The sequence below is a fragment of the Mesorhizobium sp. f-mel genome (assembly GCF_053850215.1).
In genome coordinates this window covers 715,948-740,043 of record NZ_JBSPTO010000001.1, presented here as the reverse complement: position 1 = coordinate 740,043, position 24,096 = coordinate 715,948, and the positions used below count along the sequence as shown (strand labels likewise).

The 24,096-nt window shown below is 63.1% G+C and carries 22 protein-coding genes; 6 read left to right on the top strand and 16 right to left on the bottom strand.

Annotated features, from left to right (window positions below):
- Positions 1-19 precede the first annotated feature (19 nt).
- Complete coding sequence (gene ribB / locus ACWUKX_RS03415; RefSeq protein ID WP_456003826.1) at positions 20-1,120, bottom strand: 3,4-dihydroxy-2-butanone-4-phosphate synthase; 1,101 nt, start codon at positions 1,118-1,120, stop codon at positions 20-22.
- Between the two features lie 128 nt (positions 1,121-1,248).
- Entirely contained in the window at positions 1,249-2,349 is a 1,101-nt protein-coding gene (gene aroC / locus ACWUKX_RS03410) for a chorismate synthase (RefSeq protein ID WP_456003824.1), read from the bottom strand.
- A gap of 278 nt (positions 2,350-2,627) precedes the next feature.
- On the opposite strand from aroC, the gene ACWUKX_RS03405 reads away from it, so the two are divergent.
- On the top strand, positions 2,628-2,885 hold the full coding sequence (locus ACWUKX_RS03405) for a DUF1344 domain-containing protein (RefSeq protein WP_029355578.1): 258 nt from the start codon (positions 2,628-2,630) through the stop codon (positions 2,883-2,885).
- Positions 2,886-3,305: 420 nt separating this feature from the next.
- Here the strand turns inward: ACWUKX_RS03405 and ACWUKX_RS03400 are convergent, their stop codons facing one another.
- The 4 genes from ACWUKX_RS03400 to ACWUKX_RS03385 form a co-directional block, all read right to left on the bottom strand.
- Positions 3,306-3,893 (bottom strand): histidine phosphatase family protein, encoded by a 588-nt coding sequence (locus ACWUKX_RS03400; RefSeq protein ID WP_456003822.1) that lies wholly within the window; start codon positions 3,891-3,893, stop codon positions 3,306-3,308.
- Positions 3,894-3,950: 57 nt separating this feature from the next.
- Positions 3,951-4,769 (bottom strand): enoyl-ACP reductase FabI, encoded by an 819-nt coding sequence (fabI, locus tag ACWUKX_RS03395; protein WP_065006207.1) that lies wholly within the window; start codon positions 4,767-4,769, stop codon positions 3,951-3,953.
- A gap of 187 nt (positions 4,770-4,956) precedes the next feature.
- The gene (locus tag ACWUKX_RS03390) at positions 4,957-5,877 is read right to left on the bottom strand and encodes a DnaJ C-terminal domain-containing protein (RefSeq protein ID WP_456003820.1); all 921 of its coding nucleotides are present in this window, start codon (positions 5,875-5,877) and stop codon (positions 4,957-4,959) included.
- A 99-nt stretch (positions 5,878-5,976) separates the two neighbouring features.
- Positions 5,977-6,450, bottom strand: a complete 474-nt coding sequence (locus tag ACWUKX_RS03385; RefSeq protein ID WP_029355570.1) for an RT0821/Lpp0805 family surface protein — start codon at positions 6,448-6,450, stop codon at positions 5,977-5,979.
- A 40-nt stretch (positions 6,451-6,490) separates the two neighbouring features.
- On the opposite strand from ACWUKX_RS03385, the gene pdxH reads away from it, so the two are divergent.
- Entirely contained in the window at positions 6,491-7,108 is a 618-nt protein-coding gene (pdxH, locus tag ACWUKX_RS03380) for a pyridoxamine 5'-phosphate oxidase (RefSeq protein ID WP_456003818.1), read from the top strand.
- An 83-nt stretch (positions 7,109-7,191) separates the two neighbouring features.
- Here pdxH and ACWUKX_RS03375 read toward each other — a convergent pair whose 3' ends face one another.
- Both ACWUKX_RS03375 and ACWUKX_RS03370 read right to left on the bottom strand, forming a co-directional pair.
- Positions 7,192-7,941: a crotonase/enoyl-CoA hydratase family protein gene (locus tag ACWUKX_RS03375; protein ID WP_029355565.1), complete on the bottom strand. Its 750-nt coding sequence runs from the start codon at positions 7,939-7,941 to the stop codon at positions 7,192-7,194.
- Between the two features lie 53 nt (positions 7,942-7,994).
- Positions 7,995-9,764, bottom strand: a complete 1,770-nt coding sequence (locus tag ACWUKX_RS03370) for an acyl-CoA dehydrogenase (protein ID WP_456003815.1) — start codon at positions 9,762-9,764, stop codon at positions 7,995-7,997.
- Positions 9,765-9,974: 210 nt separating this feature from the next.
- On the opposite strand from ACWUKX_RS03370, the gene ACWUKX_RS03365 reads away from it, so the two are divergent.
- Complete coding sequence (locus ACWUKX_RS03365; RefSeq protein ID WP_456003813.1) at positions 9,975-10,211, top strand: hypothetical protein; 237 nt, start codon at positions 9,975-9,977, stop codon at positions 10,209-10,211.
- Between the two features lie 172 nt (positions 10,212-10,383).
- A complete protein-coding gene (locus ACWUKX_RS03360) occupies positions 10,384-11,481 on the top strand; it encodes a glycoside hydrolase family 25 protein (protein WP_456004103.1) in 1,098 nt (365 codons plus the stop codon).
- Between the two features lie 20 nt (positions 11,482-11,501).
- Here the strand turns inward: ACWUKX_RS03360 and purD are convergent, their stop codons facing one another.
- Positions 11,502-12,779: a phosphoribosylamine--glycine ligase gene (gene purD, locus ACWUKX_RS03355; RefSeq protein WP_456003811.1), complete on the bottom strand. Its 1,278-nt coding sequence runs from the start codon at positions 12,777-12,779 to the stop codon at positions 11,502-11,504.
- A 160-nt stretch (positions 12,780-12,939) separates the two neighbouring features.
- Here purD and ubiA point away from each other — a divergent pair, with 160 nt between their 5' ends.
- On the top strand, positions 12,940-13,923 hold the full coding sequence (ubiA, locus tag ACWUKX_RS03350) for a 4-hydroxybenzoate octaprenyltransferase (RefSeq protein ID WP_456003809.1): 984 nt from the start codon (positions 12,940-12,942) through the stop codon (positions 13,921-13,923).
- Here the strand turns inward: ubiA and ACWUKX_RS03345 are convergent, their stop codons facing one another.
- The 3 genes from ACWUKX_RS03345 to ACWUKX_RS03335 form a co-directional block, all read right to left on the bottom strand.
- Complete coding sequence (locus ACWUKX_RS03345; protein ID WP_455839092.1) at positions 13,924-14,490, bottom strand: DUF6101 family protein; 567 nt, start codon at positions 14,488-14,490, stop codon at positions 13,924-13,926.
- Positions 14,491-14,674: 184 nt separating this feature from the next.
- Positions 14,675-16,105, bottom strand: coding sequence for an FAD-binding oxidoreductase (locus ACWUKX_RS03340; RefSeq protein ID WP_456003807.1), 1,431 nt, complete (start codon positions 16,103-16,105; stop codon positions 14,675-14,677).
- A gap of 9 nt (positions 16,106-16,114) precedes the next feature.
- Positions 16,115-17,086 carry an L-threonylcarbamoyladenylate synthase gene (locus ACWUKX_RS03335; RefSeq protein ID WP_165778380.1) on the bottom strand — a complete coding sequence of 324 codons (972 nt, stop codon included), beginning with the start codon at positions 17,084-17,086 and terminating at the stop codon, positions 16,115-16,117.
- Between the two features lie 191 nt (positions 17,087-17,277).
- Here ACWUKX_RS03335 and ACWUKX_RS03330 point away from each other — a divergent pair, with 191 nt between their 5' ends.
- Positions 17,278-17,733, top strand: a complete 456-nt coding sequence (locus tag ACWUKX_RS03330) for a hypothetical protein (protein ID WP_456003804.1) — start codon at positions 17,278-17,280, stop codon at positions 17,731-17,733.
- A 28-nt stretch (positions 17,734-17,761) separates the two neighbouring features.
- Here ACWUKX_RS03330 and glyS read toward each other — a convergent pair whose 3' ends face one another.
- The 4 genes from glyS to ACWUKX_RS03310 all read right to left on the bottom strand — a co-directional run bounded on the left by glyS (position 17,762) and on the right by ACWUKX_RS03310 (position 23,983).
- Complete coding sequence (glyS, locus tag ACWUKX_RS03325) at positions 17,762-20,221, bottom strand: glycine--tRNA ligase subunit beta (protein ID WP_456003801.1); 2,460 nt, start codon at positions 20,219-20,221, stop codon at positions 17,762-17,764.
- Between the two features lie 91 nt (positions 20,222-20,312).
- A complete protein-coding gene (locus ACWUKX_RS03320; RefSeq protein ID WP_456003798.1) occupies positions 20,313-20,693 on the bottom strand; it encodes an endonuclease domain-containing protein in 381 nt (126 codons plus the stop codon).
- A gap of 440 nt (positions 20,694-21,133) precedes the next feature.
- Positions 21,134-22,081, bottom strand: coding sequence for a glycine--tRNA ligase subunit alpha (locus ACWUKX_RS03315; RefSeq protein WP_456003796.1), 948 nt, complete (start codon positions 22,079-22,081; stop codon positions 21,134-21,136).
- A 126-nt stretch (positions 22,082-22,207) separates the two neighbouring features.
- The gene (locus ACWUKX_RS03310) at positions 22,208-23,983 is read right to left on the bottom strand and encodes a tetratricopeptide repeat protein (RefSeq protein ID WP_456004100.1); all 1,776 of its coding nucleotides are present in this window, start codon (positions 23,981-23,983) and stop codon (positions 22,208-22,210) included.
- Positions 23,984-24,096: the final 113 nt, after the last annotated feature.

Sequence of the window (24,096 nt, the reverse complement as noted above, 5' to 3'; positions counted from 1 at the left end):
CGAGCGCCGCTAGGCCAGGCTAAAGAATTTCGGTGTTGGCGATGTGGATGCCAAAACCTTCGAGGCCGACATAGTGGCGTTCGCGCGAGGCAATCAGGTTGATCGACGAAATGCCTAGGTCTTTGAGGATTTGCGCGCCAAGACCGATCTCGCGCCATTCGCTTTCGCGCCGGCGCGCCTCTTCATGGTCCTCGCGGTCGCCGACAGCTGGCCGGTTGCGCTCCTGATGGGCGACGCCGACGGAGCCTTCGCGCAGATAGACAATGACGCCGCGCCGGCGCTCGCCCATCGATTTCATGATGCCGTCCAGCCTGTGGCTGGTACCGAAGACGTCCGTCACAACGTCCTCGGAATGCAGCCGCACCGGCACTTCCTCGCCGTCGCGGATGTCGCCGAAGACGATCGCCACATGGTGCATAGAATCCCACGGCAGCGTGTAGGTAAAGACCTGCGCGTTGCCGCCAGGCGTGTCGATGGCAGAACAGGCAACACGCTCGACCAGCGTTTCCTTGCGCTGGCGGTAGGCAATGAGGTCGGCGACCGAAATCTGCTTCAAACCGTTCTTTTCGGCGAAGGCCTGCACCTGGGGGCCACGCATCACGGTGCCGTCATCATTGACCAGCTCGGAAATCACGCCGACCGGCGGCAGGCCGGCCAGCTTGCACAAATCGACCGCGGCTTCGGTATGGCCCGAACGCATCAGCACGCCGCCTTCGCGCGCAATCAGCGGAAAGATGTGGCCGGGGCGGACGAAATCAGACGCGCCGACATTGCCATTGGCAAGATTGCGCACGGTCAATGTGCGGTCGTCGGCCGAAATGCCCGTCGTCGTGCCGTGCTTGAAATCGACGCTGACGGTGAAGGCGGTGGTGTGGGCCGAGTCATTGTCGGCGACCATCGGCGAAAGATTCAGGCGCTTGGCTTCCTCGCGCGGCATCGGCGTGCAGACGATGCCGGAGGTGTTGCGGACGATGAACGCCATCTTCTCCGGCGTGCAATGGACGGCGGCGACGATCAGGTCACCCTCGTTCTCGCGCCCGTCATCGTCCATGACGACGACGATTTCGCCGCGTTCGAACGCACGCAGGGCTTCTACGATCTTCTTCTGGTCGTAAGGCATAAGTGCTCGTTTCACTCGCAGGGGAGTAGGGGAATAGGGCAGTAAGGGAGTAGGGAAAAGGAAAATTTCTGTCGCGGGAGCTACATAACATACTCCCTACTGCCTTACTCCCCTACTGCCTTACTCCCCTACTGCCTTCCCGTTTGTCCTCGATGACGCAGATAGTGATCGGCAATCGCGCAGGCAACCATCGCCTCGCCGATCGGTACCGCGCGGATACCGACACACGGATCGTGCCGGCCCTTGGTCATGATCTCGACGTCGTTGCCGTCCTTGTCGATTGACTTTCGCGGGGTCAGGATCGACGAGGTCGGCTTGACGGCAAAGCGCGCGACGATCGCCTGGCCGGTCGAGATGCCGCCGAGGATGCCGCCCGCATTATTGGAGAGGAAGACCGGCTTGCCGTCATTGCCCACGCGAATCTCGTCGGCATTCTCTTCGCCGGTAATGCGGGCGGCCTCGAAGCCGTTGCCGATTTCGACACCCTTGACGGCATTGATCGACATCAGGCCCGAGGCAATGTCCTGGTCGAGCTTGGCGTAGATCGGCGCGCCGAGGCCTGCCGGAACGCCGTCGGCGACGATCTCGATCACCGCGCCGACCGAGGAGCCCGCCTTGCGGACGCCGTCAAGATACGCGGTGAAGACGGCGACCGATGCCGGGTCGGGTGTGAAGAACGGATTTTCGGTGTCGCCAACGAAATTCCAGTTCCAGTTGGCGCGGTCGATCGATTTCTCTCCCATCGACACCAGCGCGCCGCGCACGATCATGCCGGGCACAACCTTGCGGGCCAAGGCTCCGGCCGCCACCCGCGCCGCCGTCTCACGGGCCGAAGACCGGCCGCCACCGCGATAGTCGCGCAGGCCGTATTTGGCATCATAGGTGTAATCGGCATGACCAGGCCGATACTGGCGGGCGATCTCGCCATAGTCCTTGGAGCGCTGGTCGACATTCTCGATCAGCATCGACACCGGCGTGCCGGTGGTGATCATGGTCTCGCCGTCGTCTTCCAAAATGAAGCCGGACAGGATCTTGACCTCGTCGGGTTCGCGACGCTGCGTCACAAAACGCGATTGACCCGGGCGGCGCTTGTCGAGCTCGGCCTGGATCTCAGCGCGCGTGAAGCGGATGCCGGGCGGACAGCCGTCGACCACGCAGCCGAGCGCTGCGCCATGGCTTTCGCCCCAGGTGGTGACGCGGAAAAGGTGGCCAAACGTATTGTGAGACATGAAAACCAGCCCTGCCGGCATCGGAGCCGGCTTAGCGCATGACCGCGAAAATCGGAGCGATTTTCGGGGTCATGCGCACAATCAAAGTGCTACAGCGTCCTGCGCGCGTCCAACGGGACGCGCGGCGCTGTAGCCTGCGTTCTATTGGCGTTTTCGGCAGCGGTCAAACTGTGATCTGGCGGATTTAGTTTTGACACATTCGGTTGGTTTCTGCTTCCTTCGATCCGTCTGTTGAACACCCGCCGCCACCGTGCCGGCGCAATGATAAGAGGACGATGATGCGTATCCTACTCGGCGCCGTTGCCGCCATGTTGCTGATTTCCACCGCCGCCTTCGCCGGCCAAACCGAAGGCCTGATCAAAGAGATCGATAAGGACACGTTGACGCTGACACTCGACGACGGCAAATCCTACAAGCTGAACGCCGAAACCGATCTCGAAGCGCTGAAACCCGGCATGGATATCGTGATCGCCTACGACGAGACAAACGGCGAGAACGTCATCACCGACATGCAATTGCCGGATTCAACCGAATAGCGTCTTTCCGGCTGACCTGTCCCGAAAGCCGGGATGAAGGTCGTGTGACCTACCATCTTGTCCGAACCCTCGGTTCGGGATCACGGTCTTGGTCGAAACTCATTCAGCCGACTTCAGGCCTTCGTTCACGACACACTCTGTCGGGCAGCGCACCACGCCTGCTCGGCAATGGGCGGCTCCATCGTCGAAATGGCCGGTGAAGAGTTCCGGCTAGATCTTGGCCTGACTCATGCCGGAGCTCCATCTAGCCAGAGCTTGTTCGCAGCCCTCGACCGGATCGGGGGCCGCGATGATCGTCGCCACGGCCTCAAGATCGGCAGGTGTCCTCAATGTCAGCATGTCGGACGGCTTTGCCGGCCGGTGTGAAGCGACGGCGAGAGGGGCTCAACACGATCGTTCAGAGTGAGTGGGTTTCGACCCTTAGAGCCACTCCAGGCGTCGTCCCTCTAGCCTGAGCAAGCGATCCTGCGGCACATTCAGGGTTGCGGCTTCTTTCTCGGGCATTCCCAGCACCATGCGGAACAGGGCGCGCACGACGCCGCCATGGGTCACGCAGACCGTCTGGCGGTCCAGCGCGTCGAACCACGGCTTTATCCGCTCGAGCAGCATTTGATAGCTTTCGGCGCCCTCGCCGGGCGGCAGGAAATTCCATTTATCGAAGCGCCTCTCCCTGGCTGAGCCCAAATGCCGGGCCTCGAGTTCGGGAAAGGTGAAACCCTGCCAGTCGCCGAAACTCATTTCGACAAGGCGAGGATCGGTACGATAGGCATGCGGATCGAGCTTCATCGCCGCGCGCAGGCGCTCCATGGTCTCGCGCGTGCGCCGCAGCGGGCTGGCGACAAAGTCGAAATCCTGGGGGTTATGGACAAATTCGGCCAGCCGGCGCCCGTTGCGGCTAGCCTGCTCGCGGCCGAGCGCATTGAGATCGGTGTCGGCCTGCCCCTGCAACCGCGACTCGGCGTTCCACTTCGTCTGGCCGTGGCGTGCGATGTAGACGAGCGGATACATCAGATCTTCCGGAAGAGATCGGGAGCAGACAGGCAGGATTGGTGTTCGTGGAAGGAACTAGTCCTTGACGGTCGAAATGTCGGGTGCGTCGACGGCCTTCATGCCTACGACATGGTAACCGGAATCGACATGGTGGATCTCGCCGGTGACGCCGCGTGAAAGGTTGGACAGGAAATAGACGGCTGAATCGCCGACTTCCTCCTGAGTGACCGTCTGCTTCAGCGGCGAATTGTATTCGTTCCACTTCAGGATGTAGCGGAAATCGCCGATGCCGGAGGCCGCGAGCGTCTTGATCGGCCCGGCCGAGATGGCGTTGACGCGGATCTTCCTGGCGCCAAGGTCGACGGCCAGATAGCGCACGCTGGCTTCGAGCGCCGCCTTGGCGACGCCCATTACGTTGTAGTGCGGCATCACCTTTTCCGCGCCATAATAGGTCAGCGTCAGCAGCGAGCCGCCCTCGCTCATCAGCGCCTCGGCGCGCTTGGCGATGGTGGTGAAGGAATACACCGAAATGTCCATGGTGCGCAGGAAATTGTCGCGCGTCGTCTCGACATAGCGGCCTGTCAGTTCGTCCTTGTCGGAAAAGGCGATGGCGTGGACGAGGAAATCGAGCTTGCCCCAATGCTTGGCAATGTCGTCGAACACCGCATCCAGCGTTGCGGGATCGGTCACATCGCAATGGCCGGCGACATGGGCGTTGAGTTCCGCCGCCAGCGGCTCGACGCGCTTCTTGAACGCCTCACCCTGATAGGTCAGCGCAATCTCGGCGCCGTGGTCGACGCAAGCCTTGGCTATGCCATAGGCGATCGACCGATTGTTCGCGACGCCAAGGACAAGCCCGCGCTTGCCGGCCATAATGCCTTGTCCACCCGCCATGTGAGCGCTCTCCGCAATATCTTCTGCTTTGTGGAGTGGCTATCGCACAGGCACAGAGCCCCTTCAAGCGCTCAACACGGACAGTTCAGGGGACAAAAGCATCGCCCCACAGCGCCGCGGGTCCCTTTGGACGCACAAAGGACGCTGTAGCACCTAACCTTGCGCATCGATTTTAGGGGGTCATGCGCTAGCGTTTCCGGTTGCGCATCAGCGCTTCGAGATCGCTGTCGCCCCCTTCGGGAAGCATCAGCCGCACATGCGCGTAGAGATCACCGTGTCCGCCAACTTTTTCCGGCAGGCCCCTGCCCTTCAGCCGCAGGACCTTGTCCGAGCTCGACCAGGCGGGAACATTGACCGCAACCTTGCCGGTCGGCGTTTCGACCGCCACCTTGGCTCCCAGCACGGCATCCGCCAGTGCAACCGGCAGGTCGGCGTGGAGGTCGCGGCCTTCGACACGATAGCGCGGGTGCCGCCGGAAGCGGATCTTGACCAGCGCGTCGCCCGGCTGCCCCGGCCCTTGCTCGCCCTGGCCTTTCAGCCGGATGGTCTGGCCGTCCTCGACATAGGCTGGCAGCTTGACGGCGACCTTGCGTCCGTCGGGGAACATCGCCGTTACCTTCTCCGCAGTCGCCGCTTCCTCGATGGTGATGTCGAGCGTCACGTTCAGGTCGGCGCCGGACGGCGCCTGCCGGCCGGCGCCCATGCTGGCACCGCGAGAGAAGGTCTCGCCGAATATCTGGCTGAAGATGTCGCTGTTGCCGTCGAACGGATCGCCGCCCGGACGGCTTGAGCGAAACTCGAAACGTGAGCCGCCCGGCCCTTGCTGCCGGCGAAAACCGGCGAACGGATCGGCGCCGCCGGCGGCACCCTCGAAACCTTGAAAGCGCGGCTTGCCCTCGGCGTCAATCTCGCCGCGATCGAAAGCCGCACGGTTCTTCTCGTCGCCGACGATTTCGTAAGCCTGGTTGGCTGCGGCAAACCGCTCCTTCGCCTTGGGATCCGGATTCTGGTCCGGATGATACTCCTTGGCGAGTTTGCGGTATGCCGATTTTATGTCCTTGGCCGATGCGTTCTTGGCAACGCCCAGCACCTCATAGGGGTCGCGCATGCTTCCTGCCCTGGAGAAGGAGTGAGTCCACGATTGCCATCTATATGCGCTCGCATAGGAAGAAATTCCAGTGGCGCGCGGTCATACGATGGTGGAAAATCAGAGCGCTTTGAAGTCCTGCATCCGCCAGGCGCCGGCGCCGGCCAGGCACACCTCGCCCTTGAACAGGGCTACGCCGTCGAAGCTTTCGCGCGACGCGGTGAAGCGGCGGCAAAGCTGGCCGTTGTCTCTGGACTCCGCCAGTTCGGTGATCGAGCCGCGCGAACCGGTATCGGAATTCGCCCAGGGAACGGCCTGCCCGCCAAGTTCCTGGATATCGGCGGAAGACACCGCGTTGCGGATCGTCGCCTGGTCCGAGGCGCGATCCTGATCGATCGGCGAGGCAGCAGCAGGCGTGCTGCTGGTCAGGATCGTACGGTCGATCTCCGCCTGCTCCAAACTGAAGCCGCCGGCACCGCAGGCCGCAAGCGGCAAGGCGACCAGCACGATCGCGACCTTGACCGCAGCCTGGGCGCTGGCCGAAGCAATAAGGCTCCATTGCCTGCTGTCAAAAGGTTGCGCGATGCGCGACAATCGGCAATCTCCCCGGCCGGCAATAGAATTTGGAAAAACTATGAGCGAAACTGAGTTAATAAGCGGTGACTTTACCGAGGCTGCCGAGCCATTCCGCCTGTTTGCCGCATGGCTCGACGACGCGACGAAAAGTGAGATCAACGATCCCAACGGCGTGGCGCTGGCGACCGTCGATGCCGAGGGCATGCCGAATGTGCGGATGGTGCTGCTCAAGGGGTTCGATGAAAGCGGATTTGTCTTCTATACGAATTTCGAGAGCGCCAAAGGCCGCGAGATTCTTGGCAGCATGAAGGCGGCGATGTGCTTTCACTGGAAATCGCTGCGGCGGCAGGTGCGCGCACGCGGGCCGGTGGAGATCGTTACCGAGGCGGAAGCGGACGCCTATTACGCGACGCGTCCGCGCGGCAGCCGCATCGGCGCTTGGGCCTCGAAACAATCGCGGCCGCTGGAGAGCCGCTTCGCACTGGAAAAAGCCGTTGCCGAATACACGGCGCGCCACGCGATCGGCGAGATCCCACGGCCGAAACACTGGTCGGGCTTCCGTATCGTGCCGCAGACGATCGAGTTCTGGCACGATCGGCCTTTCCGGCTGCACGACCGCCTCGTCTTTTCCCGCAACGCGGAGGGCGGCTGGGACAAGACGAGGCTTTATCCCTAACATTCAGGCCATCAACTTCGGGAAACGATCGGGATGAAAATGCCCATTATCGGATTGAAGAGTTTTGATCGCAGAACGCTAGGTTATTTCTTCCTGGTCATGAAGGCCATCAAGGCCGCGCGGGCCTCGTCGGACTTGAGCCGCTCGCGGAAATGCTCGCTTTCCTGGCCAATACGGGCAACAAGGTCTTCACGCGAGCCGCGCATCAGGTCACGCGCGATCTTCAGCGCTTGCGGCGGCTTGGCCGCGATTTGACTGGCCGCTGCCAGGACGGAGGCTTCGAGCTCGTTATCCTCGACCACCGCGTAGATCAGTCCGGCAGCTTTCGCCCGCTCGGCAGAAAAACCTTCACCGAGGCCAAGCAGCGCGAAGGCGCCTTGCCGGCCGAGAATCTGCGGCGCAAGCAGGCTCGACCCCGCCTCGGGGACCAAGCCGAGATCGACGAAGGGCGTGCGGAATAGTGTGCGCGGCGTGGCGAAGGTCAGGTCGCAATGCAGGTTGAGCGTGGTGCCGATGCCGACCGCGATGCCATCGACGCCGGAAACCATGGGCTTTTCCGTCCTGGCCAGTGCCATCAGGAAATCCCAGACCTCGGTGCCGCCCTCGCCGCCGGTGGCGACGACCATAAAATCGGCAAGGTCGTTGCCGGACGAGAAGGCGCCTGAAACACCGAAGAAGACATGGACGCGGATCGCCGGATCGGCGTCGCCCTCGGCAAGCGCCGCCGACATTTTCGCATACATGGCGCGCGTCAGCGCGTTCTTCTTGTCCGGACGGTTCATGCGGATGATCTGGATGGCGCCCTGGCGCTCGACGAGGATGTGGTCTGTCACGGGTGATCCTTTGTGAACGTCAGCCTTTTCGTGAAACGGCAACCTTGTGGATGTCAGGCAGAAATCAGTGTCTTGCCCGCAGCGGCAAGGCTTTCGGCGCCGCCGATGACGCGCTCCTTCAGCGCGCCCGCCTCGCCAAGCAGGTTTTCGGCGAAGAAACGGCAAAGGGCGGCGCGGCTTTGGTCGGCAAGCGCGCCGCGTGCCAGATAGGCGCCGCCCGCCGCAAGCGAGATCAGCCGCAGATACGGCGTAGCACCGGCCAGCGCCTCGTCCGAGCGCCCGTCGGCAAGCAGCCCTTGCAGGAAACGCGTCGCCTGGCCGAGGTCGTCGAGCGCCTGGTCGAGAGCATCGGCGGTGCGGCCAAAACTCCTGGGATTTGAGGTCCGCACTTCATTGGCGACCGCTTTTAGTTCGGCGATGTAACCATGCACATGCTCGCCACCGCCAAACGGCAGCTTACGCGCCACTAGGTCGATCGCCTGGATGCCGTTGGTGCCTTCGTAGATCGGCGCGATGCGCGCGTCGCGATAAAGTGCTGCCGCACCCGTCTCCTCGATGTATCCCATGCCGCCATGAACCTGCAGCCCGAGCGAGGCGACCTCGACACCGACATCAGTGGAAAAGGCCTTGGCCAATGGCGTCAACAGATTGGCACGTTCCTGCCAATGGATGGCTTCATCGCCGAAGGATACGCGCGCGTAGTCAATGGCATGCGCGCAGGAATAGCTGATGGCGCGTGCAATCTGGGTCAGCGCCTTCATGGTCAGGAGGTTGCGCTGCACGTCCGGGTGATGGACGATCGGCGCCATGCCGTTGCCATCATAGCTCGCGGCCTTACCTTGCCGGCGGTCATTGGCATAGGCGAGCGCCTTCTGCGTGGCCGTTTCGGCGACCGCCACGCCCTGCATGCCGACGGCAAGCCGCGCATTGTTCATCATGGTGAACATGCAGGCGAGGCCCTTGTTTTCCTCGCCGATCAGCCAGCCGATCGCGCCGGGGGTGGTCCCCTCGAAACCGTCGCCATAGATCATGGTGCAGGTCGGCGAGGCGTGGATGCCCAATTTGTGCTCCAGCCCGGAGCAGAAGACATCGTTGCGTGCGCCCAGGGCGCCTTCCTCGCCGACAAGGAATTTCGGCACCAGGAACAACGAAAGGCCACGTGTGCCGGCCGGCGCATCCGGCAGCCGCGCCAGCACCAGGTGGACGATGTTGTCGGTGAAATCGTGCTCGCCATAGGTGATGAAGATTTTTTGCCCGAAGATGCGGTAGGTGCCGTCGCCGGCCGGCTCGGCGCGGGCGCGCAACGCATTCAGGTCCGAGCCCGCCTGCGGCTCGGTCAGGTTCATCGTGCCCATCCATTGGCCGGAGACGAGCTTTTTCAAGTATTTGGCCTTCAGCGCCGGTGAGGCGTGCTTGTCGAGCGCTTCGACCGCGCCCATGGTCAGCGTCGGGCCGATGCCGAAGGCCATGGCGGCGGAGTTCCACATTTCGAGCGCAGCGACGCCCAGCATGGTCGGCAGCGCCTGGCCGCCGAATTCCTCCGGTGCCGACAGCGCGTTCCAGCCGCCGTCGATCCAGCGGCGGTAGAGCGCCTTCCAGCCGGGCGGCATGGTGACGGCAGCGCCGCTCAGCACCGCGCCTAGTTCATCGCCGATCTTGTAGAGCGGCGCGATCTCCTCTGTGGCGAAGCGGCCGGCTTCCGCCAGAATGGCGTCGACGAGGTCTTCGCCAAGCTCGCCAAAGGAGCCGGCGGCGAGCGCCGGCTTCAGGCCGGCCACATACATCAGCGTGAAGGCGATCTCCTCGACCGGTGCCCGATACATGCCGCTCGCTCCTCCTCTGTCCGGCAGGGAAACTTATGATCCGTGCGGACACAAAACCATTCGCTTTTGGGTCGCCGCTCCCGCCTTCTTTTTACGTAAACGTCAAATTTTGTCACGCGGATTTTGCATTTGGAGCTGTTCAGGCTAAAATCGGCAAAAGGCCGGACAAGCCGACCGGCGACAGACCAATAATACTGGATCGGACCGCGCGTGCTCGCCAGACCTGACACCTATCGCTGCATCGAATGCGGCCTGCCCTATCGAGCGGCAGGTTTTTGGTACCATCGGGGCAAGATCGAGGTCGGCTCCGCCTATTGGTCGGATCGCGGCATTCTGTGTTCGCCGAAATGCTCGCTGGCCCATCATCGCAAACACGAGGCTGAGGGAACGCTGCCGCAGGCGCCGGCGCCCGACCTGTTCCAGATCCAGCCGTTCTCCCCTCGTTGATGGCAAGCAAAACCATAACCGGCCGAATTGCGGCATTCGCCACGGACCGCCGAAAGCATTTCCTTAACCATGGCGGTTCAGGATCAGGCTTTGGCCAGCAAGGATCTGCTGTTTGAAGCCGCCGGCGCACCCTCTCCGCCGCCTAGGACTCCTCGTCGCGACCGCGATGATAATGGCGTTCGGGCCGGCACAAGCCTCGGACTTCTCCGAGCCGTGGAAGGCCGACCGGGCGCTGGTGATCGACGCCTACGAATACAATTCCATCGATTGGGCTGAACTTGCGACCGACAAGCGGATCGTCGGTTTCATCAACAAGGCGTCCGACGGGATGCCGCCAGCCTATTTCTGTTTCGGCGACGAGACCGAGACGCGGCTCTGCAAGGCGCTGTGGAAGCGCCATGCGGTGGCACAGGAACTGTTCCAGACGCGCAAGGTGGTGGCCAAGGCGCTCGGCCTGAAATGGGGCGCTTACCATCTCGCCCGCCCCGGCAATCCCGTGGGACAGGCCAATAATTTCATCAACTTCGCGAAACCTGGTCCGGATGACCTGCTCGCCCTCGACATCGAGGACGACGACCCCACGAAATGGATGTCGCTCGAGGATGCAGAGGAATTCATCCGCCATGTGCACCGGCGGCTGGGCCGCTTTCCGGTGCTCTACACCAACGGCAAGACCGCCAGGCACATCGCCGACAACAAGTACAAATACCGGCTCCTGTCGCGGCTGCCGCTCTGGTATGCGCGCTACAAGCCGGACATCGGCGTGCATTTTCCGATGGGCAACTGGCAAGGCTACGCACTCTGGCAGTTCTCGGCAAAAGCCAATTGCGGCCGGTTCCGCTGTCCTTACCGGGTGCCCGGCACGCCGAACGATATCGACGTCAATGTCGCACCGATGGATGCCGCCGCATTGCGCGCGCAATGGCCCTTCGGCGGCCTGATCGACGTGCAGCCGGACTACCTTGCCTCGATACCGGTGCCTCTCTCGCGCGAGGCCGGCCTTGCGGGCAATGCCGTCACCTACGCCACCGTGGTGGCACCATCGACCTTCACCGAAATCACCGCCATGTTCAGCGCCCGCTGGGCCAAGTTCCGCAGCAGCTTTCAAATGCCTGCTGTGAAGACGTTGCTGCGCCTTCCGCGCGGGATTGCCGAATATGTGGCCTGGACGCGGAACGAAAAGCACTCGGCATCAGCGGTTGAGGCTACGCCCGCCGCCGGCGATCCGGTCAGCACCGCATCAACCGAGTTCGACCATGGCCAGCGCTAAAAGCTGAAAGCCGTTCGGCGTCAGCGCGCCTGCTCGCGCGCGACGGCCTGCCAGCCGATGTCGCGGCGGCAAAAACCTTGCGGCCAATCGATCTGGTCGAGTGTGGCATAGGCTCGTCTCTGCGCCTCTCCGACCGTGCCGCCGACAGCCGTGACGTCGAGCACACGGCCGCCATTGGCGATCAGCGCGCCGCTGTTGATGGCGGTGCCGGCGTGAAAGATCTCGACGCCATCGCCAGCGGCCTCTTCGAGGCCGCGGATGACCGAGCCCTTTTCCGGCGTGCCGGGGTAACCCCTTGCCGCCATCACCACGGTGAGCGCCGCCTCGTCGCGCCAGCGCACGGAGGTATGTGCAAGCTGGCCGTCGGCAGAAGCGTTGAGCAGGACCAGGAGATCGTCCTTCAGCCGCATCATCAGCACCTGGCATTCCGGGTCGCCGAAACGGGTGTTGTATTCGATCAGCTTCGGCCCCTCGCCTGATATCATCAGCCCGGCAAACAGCACGCCGGAAAACGGTGCGCCAAGTTCGGCCATGCCGCGCATGGTCGGCTCGACGATCTCGCGCATGGTCCGGTCGATGATCTCCGGCGTCATCACCGGAGCCGGCGAATAAGCCCCCATACCGCCGGTGTTCGGGCCGATGTCGCCGTCACTGAGGCGCTTGTGATCCTGTGCGGTGCCGAACGGCAACGCGGTGGCGCCGTCGCACAGGCAAAAGAAACTCGCCTCCTCGCCGGTGAGAAACTCCTCGACCACCACCTCGGCGCCGGCCTGTCCGAAGGACCCGTCGAAACAGGCATCGAGTGCGGCCAGCGCCTCGGCCGACGTCATGGCGACGGTGACGCCCTTGCCGGCGGCGAGGCCATCGGCCTTGATGACGATCGGCGCGCCCATCTTTTCGACATAGGCCCTGGCCGACGCCAAGTCGCCGAAGCGGCCATAGGCGGCGGTCGGGATATCGTATTTCGCACAGAGGTCCTTGGTGAAGCCTTTCGAACCTTCCAGCCGCGCCGCCGCCCGGGATGGGCCGAAGACGCGAATGTTCGCGGCGCGGAGGTCGTCGGCAATGCCGGCAACCAGCGGCCCTTCCGGCCCGACCACGACGAGGTCGATGTTTTTCTCCGTGCAGAACCGGGCCACCGCCGCATGATCGGCAATGTCTAACGTCACCAGTTCGGCTTCGTGGCCGATGCCCGGGTTGCCGGGGGCCGCGTAAAGCTTCGTCAGCAGCGGCGAGGCCGCGATCTTCCAGGCCAGCGCATGCTCGCGGCCGCCGGAGCCGATCAACAAAACACGCATGCACAGATCCCTTGCCATTCCACGATCAGGACTGCGCTATTGCGCCCCGGACGATGGGTCAAGACATTTGGGAGAGTTTGAAGCAATTCCACACGGGAACGAGAATGGGTCGGCCTGCTTGATGCTTGACGGCGTTCGCCACTGCTGCCACTCCAGCACTATGGAACCCATCCAATCGAAAGCTGCCCAGGGCCGCGTCGCCGATGCGCCGAGCGGCCACTGGGTCTACCGCATTCTGCCGCGCTGGCTGTGGCCCTATGCGCAGCTTGCCCGGTGGGACCGGCCGATCGGCTGGCAGTTGCTGCTGTGGCCGTGCTGGTGGTCGGCAGCCCTTGCCGCGAGTGCCTATTCACGCCCTACCGATACGCTGCTCTCGCTGCTGCCGACACCTTTGTACCTGCTGCTGTTCCTGATTGGCGCCATCGCCATGCGCGGCGCCGGCTGCACCTATAACGATCTGGTCGACCAGGACATCGACAAGCAGGTGGAACGTACGCGCTCACGGCCGCTGCCGGCGGGAAAGGTCACGCGCCGGCAGGCCTGGGCGTTTCTCGTTATCCAGGCACTGATTGGACTCGCTGTGCTTCTGCAGTTCAACGGCTTTGCCATCCTGCTCGGCATCTGCTCGCTCGCCGTAGTCGCCATCTACCCATTCATGAAGCGGTACACCAACTGGCCGCAACTGGTTCTCGGCCTTGCTTTTTCCTGGGGTGCGCTGATGGGATGGGCGGTCGAGTTCGGCGATCTCGACGGCCCGCCCGTCATGCTCTATATCGGCTCGATCCTGTGGGTGATCGGCTATGATACGATCTATGCGCATCAGGACAAGGAGGACGACGCCATCGTCGGCGTGCGCTCGACCGCACGCCTGTTCGGCGACAACACCAAGACCTGGCTCGTCGGGCTTTATGGCGGGGCGCTGGTCTGCTTCGCCATCGCCTTCGCGTCGGCGCAGGCGCCCGTGCCGGCGCTGGCCGGACTGATCGCCGCCGGAGCGCATATGGCGCGGCAAATCGCAGTGCTGGACATCGACGATCCGGACCAGTGCATGCTCTTGTTCAGATCGAACAACCAGGTCGGCTGGCTGATCTTCCTTGGCCTGATCGGCGGCGCGCTGTGGGTGGCGTTGAAGCCGCTGGTGTAGCTATCCGCGCGAAATGATCTCCTGGCCGCCAATCACCAGCCTGAGGCCGAGATCGCCGGCCCTGCGACGGGCGAGGAAGCGCGGACGACGCGTGGTCGAAACCCGACCCTTGCGGCGGCTCTGCGCCGGCAATGTCTTGATGGCGGCGCCAAGCGATTCCTCCAGCGTGCGGGCGATGCCGTCTGATTCGATCAGAAGCATCGGCAGACGATAGGCATCGGCCCAGGCACGCCAGTCGGCGGCGACATCCTCGAGATCGTCGGCCACTAGCAGCGGCACCGACAGCATCGGATCATTGTGCAGAAGCTCCAGCGTCACCGTGACATTGCCATCCGGATCCTCCATCGCGCGGGCGGCCACGCCACGAAACGCGTTGGCGGGCAGAGCGATGAACGCCGGCACGCCGCTCATCTCCAGCATGCGGCGAATGACGGCGCCACGGTGGTCGATGGTGAAGGTAACGTCGCCATAATCGTCGCGCGTGGCGTAGCTCACCACCTGCGGCAGGCGGAATGGGTCGAGGCGCATGTTGCGCCCGGCCCAGACTGGCTTCAGTCCAGTGTTCATATTGTGCCTTTCCTGTCTCTCCTGAGAGCCGGTCTTCCGGTTCTCCGGGCCGGTTTTTCCAGCCTCGTTGTGGAGAAACATTAGCGCGAGCTTCTTATCGCAGCGCTTAAGAAAGTCGGTTAAATTTTGCTGATCTCGAGGGGATGGTTATCGGAATGGAACCAATCACAAGACGTCGAAAGGATCAGATAACCTTACCGGGATTCATGATGCCGGCCGGGTCGAAGGCCGCCTTCACCCTGCGCATCAAATCGATCGCCATCGGCGGCGCTGTCGCAATCAATTCATCCCGCTTCAGCTGGCCAATGCCGTGCTCGGCCGAGATCGAGCCGTGAAAGCTGCGCACGACATCGTGCACGGCCTTGTTCATGGCGTGATAGAGCCCGAGAAACGCTTCGTCATCGCCGCCGACCGGCCGGGAGATATTGTAGTGGAGATTGCCGTCGCCCATATGGCCGAAACACACCTCGCGCGCACCGGGGCTGACCGATTGAACGGCGCCGGCCGCCTTTTCGATGAATTGCGGGATGGCCGCCACCGGCACAGAGATGTCGTGCTTGATCGAGGCGCCTTCGGGCTTCTGCGCCTCGGGCAGCACCTCGCGGAAATTCCAGAAGGCATCGCCCTGCGCGATGCTCGCCGCAATCACTGCATCGCCGACGATCCCCTGCTCGAGGCCGGCTGAGAGCACCTCCTCGATCAGGGCCCTCGCATCCTCCGCCGAGCGCCCCGACGAGATCTGCATCAGCACATACCACGGCCAATCCCCGGACAGCGGCCGCACGACGCCTGGCGCGTGCAGAAGCGTAAAATCGTAGGGTCTCTGGCCGATCAGTTCGAAAGCGGTGAGTGCAGCGCCGGCGCGATCCATCGCCAGGCTGAACAGGGACAGTGCCGCCTCCGGCGAGGACAGGCCGGCAAAGGCCACCTCGCGCCCCTTGGGCTTGGGGAAAAGCTTGAGCACGGCGGCGGTGATGACGCCGAGCGTGCCTTCAGCGCCGACAAACAGGTTCTTCAGATCGTAGCCGGTGTTGTCCTTCTTCAGCTTGCGCAGATCGTCGAACACCTCGCCGGTCGGCAGCACCACTTCGACGCCGAGGCAGAGCTCACGCGCATTGCCATAGGCAAGCACGCCGGTGCCACCGGCATTGGAAGAGAGATTGCCGCCGATCTGGCAGGAGCCCTGCGCGGCAAGCGACAGCGGAAACAGCCGGTCGGCGGCGTCGGCCGCTTCCTGCAGCGTCTGCAGGATGACACCGGCCTCGACGGTGACGGTGTTGGAGAGGAGGTCGATCTCACGGATGCGGCTCAGCCGCGACAGCGACAGCACGATCTCGCGGCCGGACATATCCGGCACCTGCGCGCCGACCAGCCCGGTGTTGCCGCTTTGCGGCACGACCGGCGTTCCCGTCTCGGTCGCCAGCCGCATGATGCGGCTAACCTCGTCGACGCTGCCCGGCCTCAGCACCAGCGCCGTTCGGCCATGCCAAAGGCCGCGCCTTTCTATGAGATAAGGCGCGATATCCTGCTGGTCCCGAAGCGCGTATTTGTCGCCGACGATTGCCGCAAAGCGGTCGATGAGGGCGAGGTCGATATCCCGGGATATGTCGTTCATAGGTGGAAACTATGGTGCCCAATCGATCTTGTCACGAGGGGCGGCAGCGCGCGAAAGCCGGTCGTTGATCGCCTCGCCCAGCCCGTCGAACGGAATTGGCTCGACGGCGATTGTCTTGGCGCCGCTGCGATCGAGATCCTGCATGTGGGCAAAGAGGTTGGCCGCGGCTTCGCGCAGGTCGCCGGTCTCCGACAGGTTGCGCAAAGCGGCGGCACCTTGCCAGCCTTCGGCACGGCGGGGGCCGAACGCCAGCAAGGCTTCGCCCTTTGCGACTTTTGCGGCGTTGACCCGCACCGCAGCACCCGGCGCGTAATGCGAAGCGAGCATGCCCGGCGCCTCGATACCCGTCGCACCGCGCGACAGCGTCGTGCCGGCGACCGCTTCAATTTCCTCGGCGGCAATGCCTCCCGGTCGCAGCAGCCGCAGCTTTCCGCCCTCGATCTTGACGATCGTCGATTCGAGCCCGACGGACGTTGCGCCGCCATCGACCACCAGCTTGATTTTTGCACCGAGATCCGCCGCCACTGCCTTGGCTGTCGTGGCGCTGATCTTGCCTGAGGAATTGGCGCTGGGCGCTGCGAGCGGGCGTCCGAGCCTGGCGATCAGTTCGCCGCCAAAGCCTTTCGGCATGCGCAGCGCGATCGTATCCAGCCCGGCGGTGACCAGCGGATGAATGCCGTTGCCGGGCCGCTGCGGCAGCACCATCGTCAGCGGTCCCGGCCAGAATGTCTGCGCCAGTCTTTTCGAGAGGGAATCGAACAGCGCGATGTGCTCGGCCATCGCCAGATCGGCAACATGGGCGATCAGCGGGTTGAAGCGCGGCCGGCCCTTGACCTCGAAGATGCGCGCCACGCCGACGCCATTGGTGGCGTCGGCGGCCAGCCCGTAGACGGTTTCCGTCGGAATGGCGACGACATCACCGCCTTCGAGCAGCGCCAGCGCCCGCTCCATCGCCTCGCCGGCGGCAAGTATCTCAGCCACTCTCATCACCTTACAGAAGCAGGACCTCACATATGTGGGACCTCACAGATGTGGGTGCGTAATACGGTGACGTTTACGGGGCAAGTCCGGGCGTTAGCGAATTACCAAATCGCTAAAATGCTAGCTTTCCTCGCAAGCCTGCATCAATTCCCGGACGGTATGTTGACTGCTTGTTGGGCAGGGGATCTATCATGGTCTGGGTGCGTATCCTGGGAGCGCTTGGTCTCACTCTGGCGGCGGGCGGAGCACACGCTTCGTCCTTCGTTGTTCTCGGTGCACCATCCTCGACGCCGTCCGTCGTCAAGCTCGGCGCGCCTGAACCGGTGAAGGTGGCTGGGAGCTCCTCGACGCCATCGATCGTGGCGCTCGGCGAACCAGTGCCTGATGTCACCTATGAAAAAGTTGCTGCGATCCCGAGCCAGCCCAAGCCCAAGCATGATTTCATGCAAAGCCCGATGATCATTCGCGGCGGCATCGTCGGCGATGCCTTCGCAAAGCCGGCCCCGAGCGCCGCACCTGCCGCGACAACCGCTGCCGCACCTGGGGCGGCCACCAAATCCGACAAAAAGATAACGGCAACGAACAGCCCGCCTGAGCCGGCAACGCCGCAACCGACGCTCATTCCCGAGATCGAGCAGGCCAGATAGCCGTTCGAGGCTATGACAACGCTCGCGCTCAGCCGGCGATTTTCGAGAAATCCGCAACCTGGTCGGTCGCTGCCCGGACGCGTGCCAACAGTGCCAGACGATTGGCACGCACGGCTTGGTCCTCATCATTCACGAGAACGCTTTCAAAGAATGAATCAACCGGTTCACGCAACGCGCTGAGCGCCAGCATGGCGGCGGAAAAGTCTTGGTTTTGAATTGCTTCGCCGGCTTCCTTCTCGGCCTGATTTACCGCGGCAAACAGCGCTTTCTCGGCCCCTTCCCGGAACAGAGCCGGCTCAGCACGTTCGGCAACCGTCGTTTTCTTCTTTTCCTCGGCGGCCAGAATGTTGGCCGCACGCTTGGTGCCGGCAAGCAGGTTCCTGCCGTCCTCGGTGTCGAGGAAGGAGCCAAGTGCTTGGACGCGGCGGACGATTTGCAGGAGGTCGTCGTTCGGCGATTGGCCAATCTCCCCCCTTGAGGGGGAGATGCCCGGCAGGGCAGAGGGGGGCGCGACAGGATGAGAGGTTGGCGGGACAGCGCCCCCCTCTGTCGGCTTCGCCGACATCTCCCCCTCTAGGGGGGAGATTGGGCGCGAGCCCGCTGACAACACCGCATCGATCAGATCATACCGCGCGCCTTGGTCACGGAGGTAGACCTTCAAGCGGTCGTGGAAGAAGGCGAGGAGATCGGCGCTAAAGGGCCGTCCGGACGCGAGATAGTTCGCCATCTGGTAAGCGCGGTCGAAGAGAGATGCCAGCGCAAGCCGGACACGATTCTCAACCAAAATCCTCACCACGCCCAGCGCCGCTCTTCTCAGCGCATAGGGATCCTTCGACCCCGTCGGCTTTTCGTCAATCGCCCAGAACCCGACGAGCGTATCGAGCTTGTCGGCGAGCGCGACGGCCACCGACACTGGATCTGTCGGCACGCGGTCGGATGGACCTTGCGGCTTGTAGTGTTCCTCAATTGCGGTGGCGACCGAGGGATGCTCGCCTTGCAGCAGCGCGTATTTGCGGCCCATAGCGCCCTGCAATTCGGGGAATTCGCCGACCACCTCGGTGGTGAGATCGGCCTTGGCCAACACCGCGGCGCGCCGTGCGAGTGCGGGAATCTCCCCCCTTGAGGGGGAGATGTCGCCGAAGGCGACAGAGGGGGTCGGTACGCCCTGACGCAACGCTCTATCGCGGACAGAGGATGCCGGCGCTTCACGCGGGGCGACCCCCTCTGGCCTGCCGGCCATCTCCCCCTCAAGGGGGGAGATTGAACTCGCTACGATCGGCGCCAACTCGTCAGCAAGCCGTGCAATCCGCTCCACCCGCTCACCTTGGGTGCCGAGTTTGGCATGGAAGGTGACGCCGAGATGGTCGAGGCGGGCCATGCGCTGGTCGAGCGGCTTTTTGAGATCGAGCCCGAACTTTTCCGCCGATGCCTGCAACTGGTCGAGATCAGGCAGGTCGCCCTGGTCGGTCTTCCAGAAATAGAGCGCGTCGGACAGCCGCGCGCGCACCACCTTGCCGTTGCCGTAGGCGATCTCCTTGCCGCGATCCTTGGCCTCGATATTGGCGGTCAGGATGAAGCGGTTGGAAAGCTCTTCACCGACGCCCTGCGGCCGCGTGACGAAACACTTCTGGTTGGCGCGGATGGTCAGCCGGATCACCTCGGCCGGAATGGCGAGAAAGTCTTGCTCGAAGTCGCCCATCAGCACCACAGGCCACTCGACCAAGCCTGACACTTCCTCGAGCAGCCCCTCGTCCTCGACAAGGTCGAGCCTGTTGGCGAAAGCGAGATTCCTGGCGTCGGAAAGGATGATCTCCTTTCGCCGGTCGGCGTCGAGCACGACCTTCGCCGCCTCCAGCTTGGCGGCATAGTCGTCGAAGCGGCGCACGGTGATCGCGCCCGGGGCGTGAAAACGATGGCCGTAGGTTACGTTGCCCGAGCGGATGCCGTCGATCTCGAAATCGACGACCACCGGCTCCTCGGTCTCAGGGCCGAAGGTGCAGAGGATGGATTGCAGCGGCCGCACCCAGCGCAACGATCCGGGTTTCGCCGAGGCCGGCCCCCAGCGCATCGATTTCGGCCATGGAAAATCGCGGATGACGCCTGGAACCAACTCGGCGATGATTTCTTCCGCCGCCCGGCCCTGCTTCGCAATATGGGCGACATAGAAGTCCCCCTTCTTCGGATCGGCATGGATATGCGCCTCGGCGATCGAGGAGAGACCGGCCTTGCGCAGAAAACCCTGGACCGCTTGTTCGGGAGCCTTGGTCGAGGGCCCCTTGATCTCCTCGCTGATGTCCTTCGAGCGCGCGGTCACGCCGCGAATGTCGAGCGCGAGCCGCCGCGGCGTCCAATATTCGCGCGCCGCCTCATAGGTCAGCCCGGCCTCGACCAAACCGACCGTCATCATCTTCTTCAGGTCGCCCGCCGCCTTGCGCTGCATGCGCGCGGGAATCTCTTCCGAACGGAGTTCTAAAAGCAGGTCGGGCATAAATTAGCTCCTCACCCTCCCTTGATGGGGAGGGTCGGCGCGTCAGCGCCGGGGTGGGGTGGCGGCGTCTCGGTCACCAGCGCCCTCTGCGTTAACTCTCGGGGCGAAGGTGTAATTTCCGTTCTTCCACCGCCGCATAGATCGTATCAAGCACGGAATCCAGTTCGTTTTTCACTTCATGGTTCCAGAAGCGGATCACGCGATAGCCCTGGGTTTCGAACCACTTCGTTCGAACCTCATCATGGCGCTGCTGGTCATCAAAGCTGTGGTGGGCACCGTCGACCTCGATGATCAATTTCAGCCGACGGGACATGAAGTCCGGAAAGTAAATCCCGACGGATGCTTGTTTACGGAACTGCGTGCCTTCCACGGGGATTCGCCAGAGATGCCGCCACAAGATGCGTTCCTCATCGGTCATTGCCGCCCGAAGCCGTTGCGCAGACTGCAGCTTGAACCGGTCAAGCTTCGGCATTGGCAAATCGCCCCGGCACCCCCACCCGCCGCTTCGCGGCGACCTCCCCCATCGAGGGGGAGGTAAAGAGGGCATAGCAACTCGGCTGGCTGCTGTCACCCTTCCCCATGCAATCGGCATGTTTACCGACGATTTCCAAAAATATTCCGCTGCCTGTCGGGTCGAAGCGGGGCTATCCGTCCTTGGATCACAGATTTCCATGAACCGAACGCAGCGCTGAAGCGACCAACGCTCAGGCAGAGGACTATTGGCTGAACGACCATGAAGACGGCATCGACATTCCTGCAGATCCTCGCGCTCAGCGCCTGTTTCGCGGCGCAGGCTCATGGCACGTTCACGATGCCTGGCGTTAGACAGGCGCTGCGGACGATGGCTGGTTCCAGCGGCCAAGGCGTACTGCCAATCAGCGCTTCAGTCGAAATCGCAAATTGTCTCTGGAGCTAAGCCGCCAGCCCACCTGCCTGCGTCAGCAAAAACGCCTCGCCGCAGGCTTTCGCCAGATTGCGCACCCGCAAGATGTAGCTCTGCCGCTCGGTGACGGAAATCACGCCGCGCGCGTCGAGCAGGTTGAAGACGTGGCTGGCCTTGATGCACTGGTCGTAGGCGGGGAATACCATCCGGTGGTTCCCCTCCCCCTTGAGGGGGGAGAAAGGCGCACCGGCTTCGAGCAACGCCTTGCACTCGGCTTCGGCGTCCTCGAAATGCCGAAGCAGCATCGCGGTGTTGGCGAATTCGAAATTGTGCCGCGAATATTCCTGCTCGGCCTGCAGGAAGACGTCGCCATAGGTCACCTTGTCGGCGCCGTCGCGGCCGTTGAAGTTGAGGTCGTAGACATTGTTGACGCCCTGTACATACATGGCCAGCCGCTCCAGCCCGTAGGTAAGCTCGCCCGCCACCGGCGCGCATTCGATGCCGCAGACCTGTTGGAAATAGGTGAACTGTGACACTTCCATGCCGTCGCACCAGCACTCCCAGCCCAGCCCCCAGGCGCCGAGCGTCGGGCTTTCCCAGTCGTCCTCGACGAAGCGGATGTCATGCAGAAGCGGATCGACGCCGATCGCCGCCAGCGAGCCGAGATAAAGCTCCTGCAGATTAGGCGGGTTCGGCTTCAGGATGACCTGGTATTGGTAATAGTGCTGCAGCCGGTTCGGGTTCTCGCCGTAGCGCCCGTCCTTGGGCCGGCGCGAAGGCTGCACATAGGCCGCGTTCCAGCGCTTTGGCCCGAGCGCGCGCAGTGTCGTCGCCGGGTGGAACGTGCCGGCGCCGACTTCCATGTCATAGGGCTGGAGAACGACGCAGCCATAGTCGGCCCAGTAGTTATGCAAGGTCAGGATCAGCCCCTGGAACGAGCGGCTGGGATGCATATGGGCTGGGATATCAACGGTCACGGCGGCCTCGACGGAGCGGCGGGATGCGGCACCTGTTGGATGAGACCGCATGATCTTGTCGGAAAAGTCTGCAACTTTTCGGGATCAGGCTCTAGAGCGCCGCCTGCCAAGCGTCAAGGCGAAGGGTCAACCCTTCGGCGCGGGCGCCGGTTCGGGCTTGACCTTCGGAGTTTCCTGCGCCGTGTTGGATTCGATCGGCGGCAGGCCCTTCAGCAGTTTCTGCTGTAACGCGGCGAGCACGTCGGGATCCGGCTTCAGGTCGCGGGCCTGGTTCCACTGGAAGGTGGCTTCCAGCCTGCGGCCGACGCGCCAATAGGCATCGCCGAGGTGATCGTTCAGCACCGGATCTTCCGGCTTCAGCGACACGGCACGCTCCATTTCGCGCACAGCGTCTTCAAACCTGCCCAGGCGGAAATAGGCCCAGCCCAGCGAATCGACGATGTAGCCGTCGCTCGGCCTGAGGTCGACGGCCTTCTGGATCATCTGAAGGCCTTCCTCGAGGTTGATGTTCATGTCCACCCAGGAATAGCCGAGATAGTTCAGAACCTGCGGCTGGTCGGGGAACAATTCCAGCGCCTTGCGGAAATTCGGCTCGGCCTTCGTCCACTCCTTCAGCCGCTCATAGGCGATGCCGCGCTGGTAGAAAATGTTCCAGTCGGCGCGGGTCGGGGTCTTCAGCATCGCTACCGCCTTGTCATAGAGACCGGCTGCGGAGCGGAAATCCTCCTTCGAGGCATAGACGCCACCGAGCGCCTGATAGGCGCGCATGTCGTCGGGATGCGCTTCGACGAGGGCCTTCAGATGGGCGATGGCTTCGTCATAGCGGTCGAGATCGGCAAGGTTGAGGCCGAGCTGCAGTTCCGAAAGCGGCTTCAGCGGCGAACTGGCCGGGATGCGGCGATAGAAGGCGATGGCGCCCTCGCCGTCCTTCAACTGCTCGGAAACGGCGGCAAGTTGGACAAGGGCCGCGTCGCTGTCGGGCCGCAGTGCCAGGGCATATTGCAGATAGAGGCGGACGAACGGCTCGCCGCCACCGCGATTGAGCGCGGTGGCGAGATCGAGCAGTATTTCCGAGGCGCCGTCGGACGGGCCGGCAACGAAGGGTTCGACCTTCTCGCCCTTGGTGATCCTGTCGCGAAGCGCTGATATCTCGACCTTGCCGGGTGCAAATGCCTCGGCCTGATCGAGCACGGACAGCGCCTTGTCCTTGTCGCCCTTGCGGGCAAGGAAGGAGGCATAGGCCTGCGCATTCCGCATCCAGGTTTCGGGCGCGGCGCTACCGGTCGCGGTGTCCTGCAAGGTGGCGGCGTAGATCGCGTCCGCCTTTTCGGGCAGGCCCGACGCATCGGCGATCAGCGCGCGATGGAAGGATTTGAAGAGGCCGAACCAGTCCGGACCCTGCAGCCTGTCGATGGAGGACATGGCCTCGCTGGGGTCGCCGGCGCCCTGCTTGGCCCAGCCGGTCATAACGCCGGAGATCAGCCGGTCGAGGTCGGATTCGAGCGAAAGCTTGAGCCAGAACTCGGCCTTGGTGAAATCCTTTTTGTGAAAGGAACCGACGGCCAGCGCCAGGCGCGAGAACCGCTCGACGTCGGGAACCGTCTTGAGCTTGTCGGCATAGACCAGCGATTCTTCGAAGCGCCCTTGCGCGATCAGCGACAGCATCAGGCTTTGCTGCAACGAGGTATCACCGGGAGCGAAGGCGAGCGCCTGCTTGTAGTAGGCGATGGCGCTGTCGAGATCATTGTCGCCTTCGGCGACCCGCGCGGCAAGATAGGCGCCCGAGAACGACGTGATATTGACTGGCTCGGTGGTCTCTTTGGCATAGGCAGGCAAACCGGAGATCGCCATACCCGTCACAATTGCCAGCCCTGTCAGCCAGCGCGCACATCCTTGCCGCATCGTATCCCTTTCAGTCAAAGCCATGCCCGCGTCAGCGGGATCGCCGTAGACTCGATCTTTTCCAGGCAAAGCATGGCCTTTTTGGGGTCATGCTTCAACCCGGCCGAATTCAC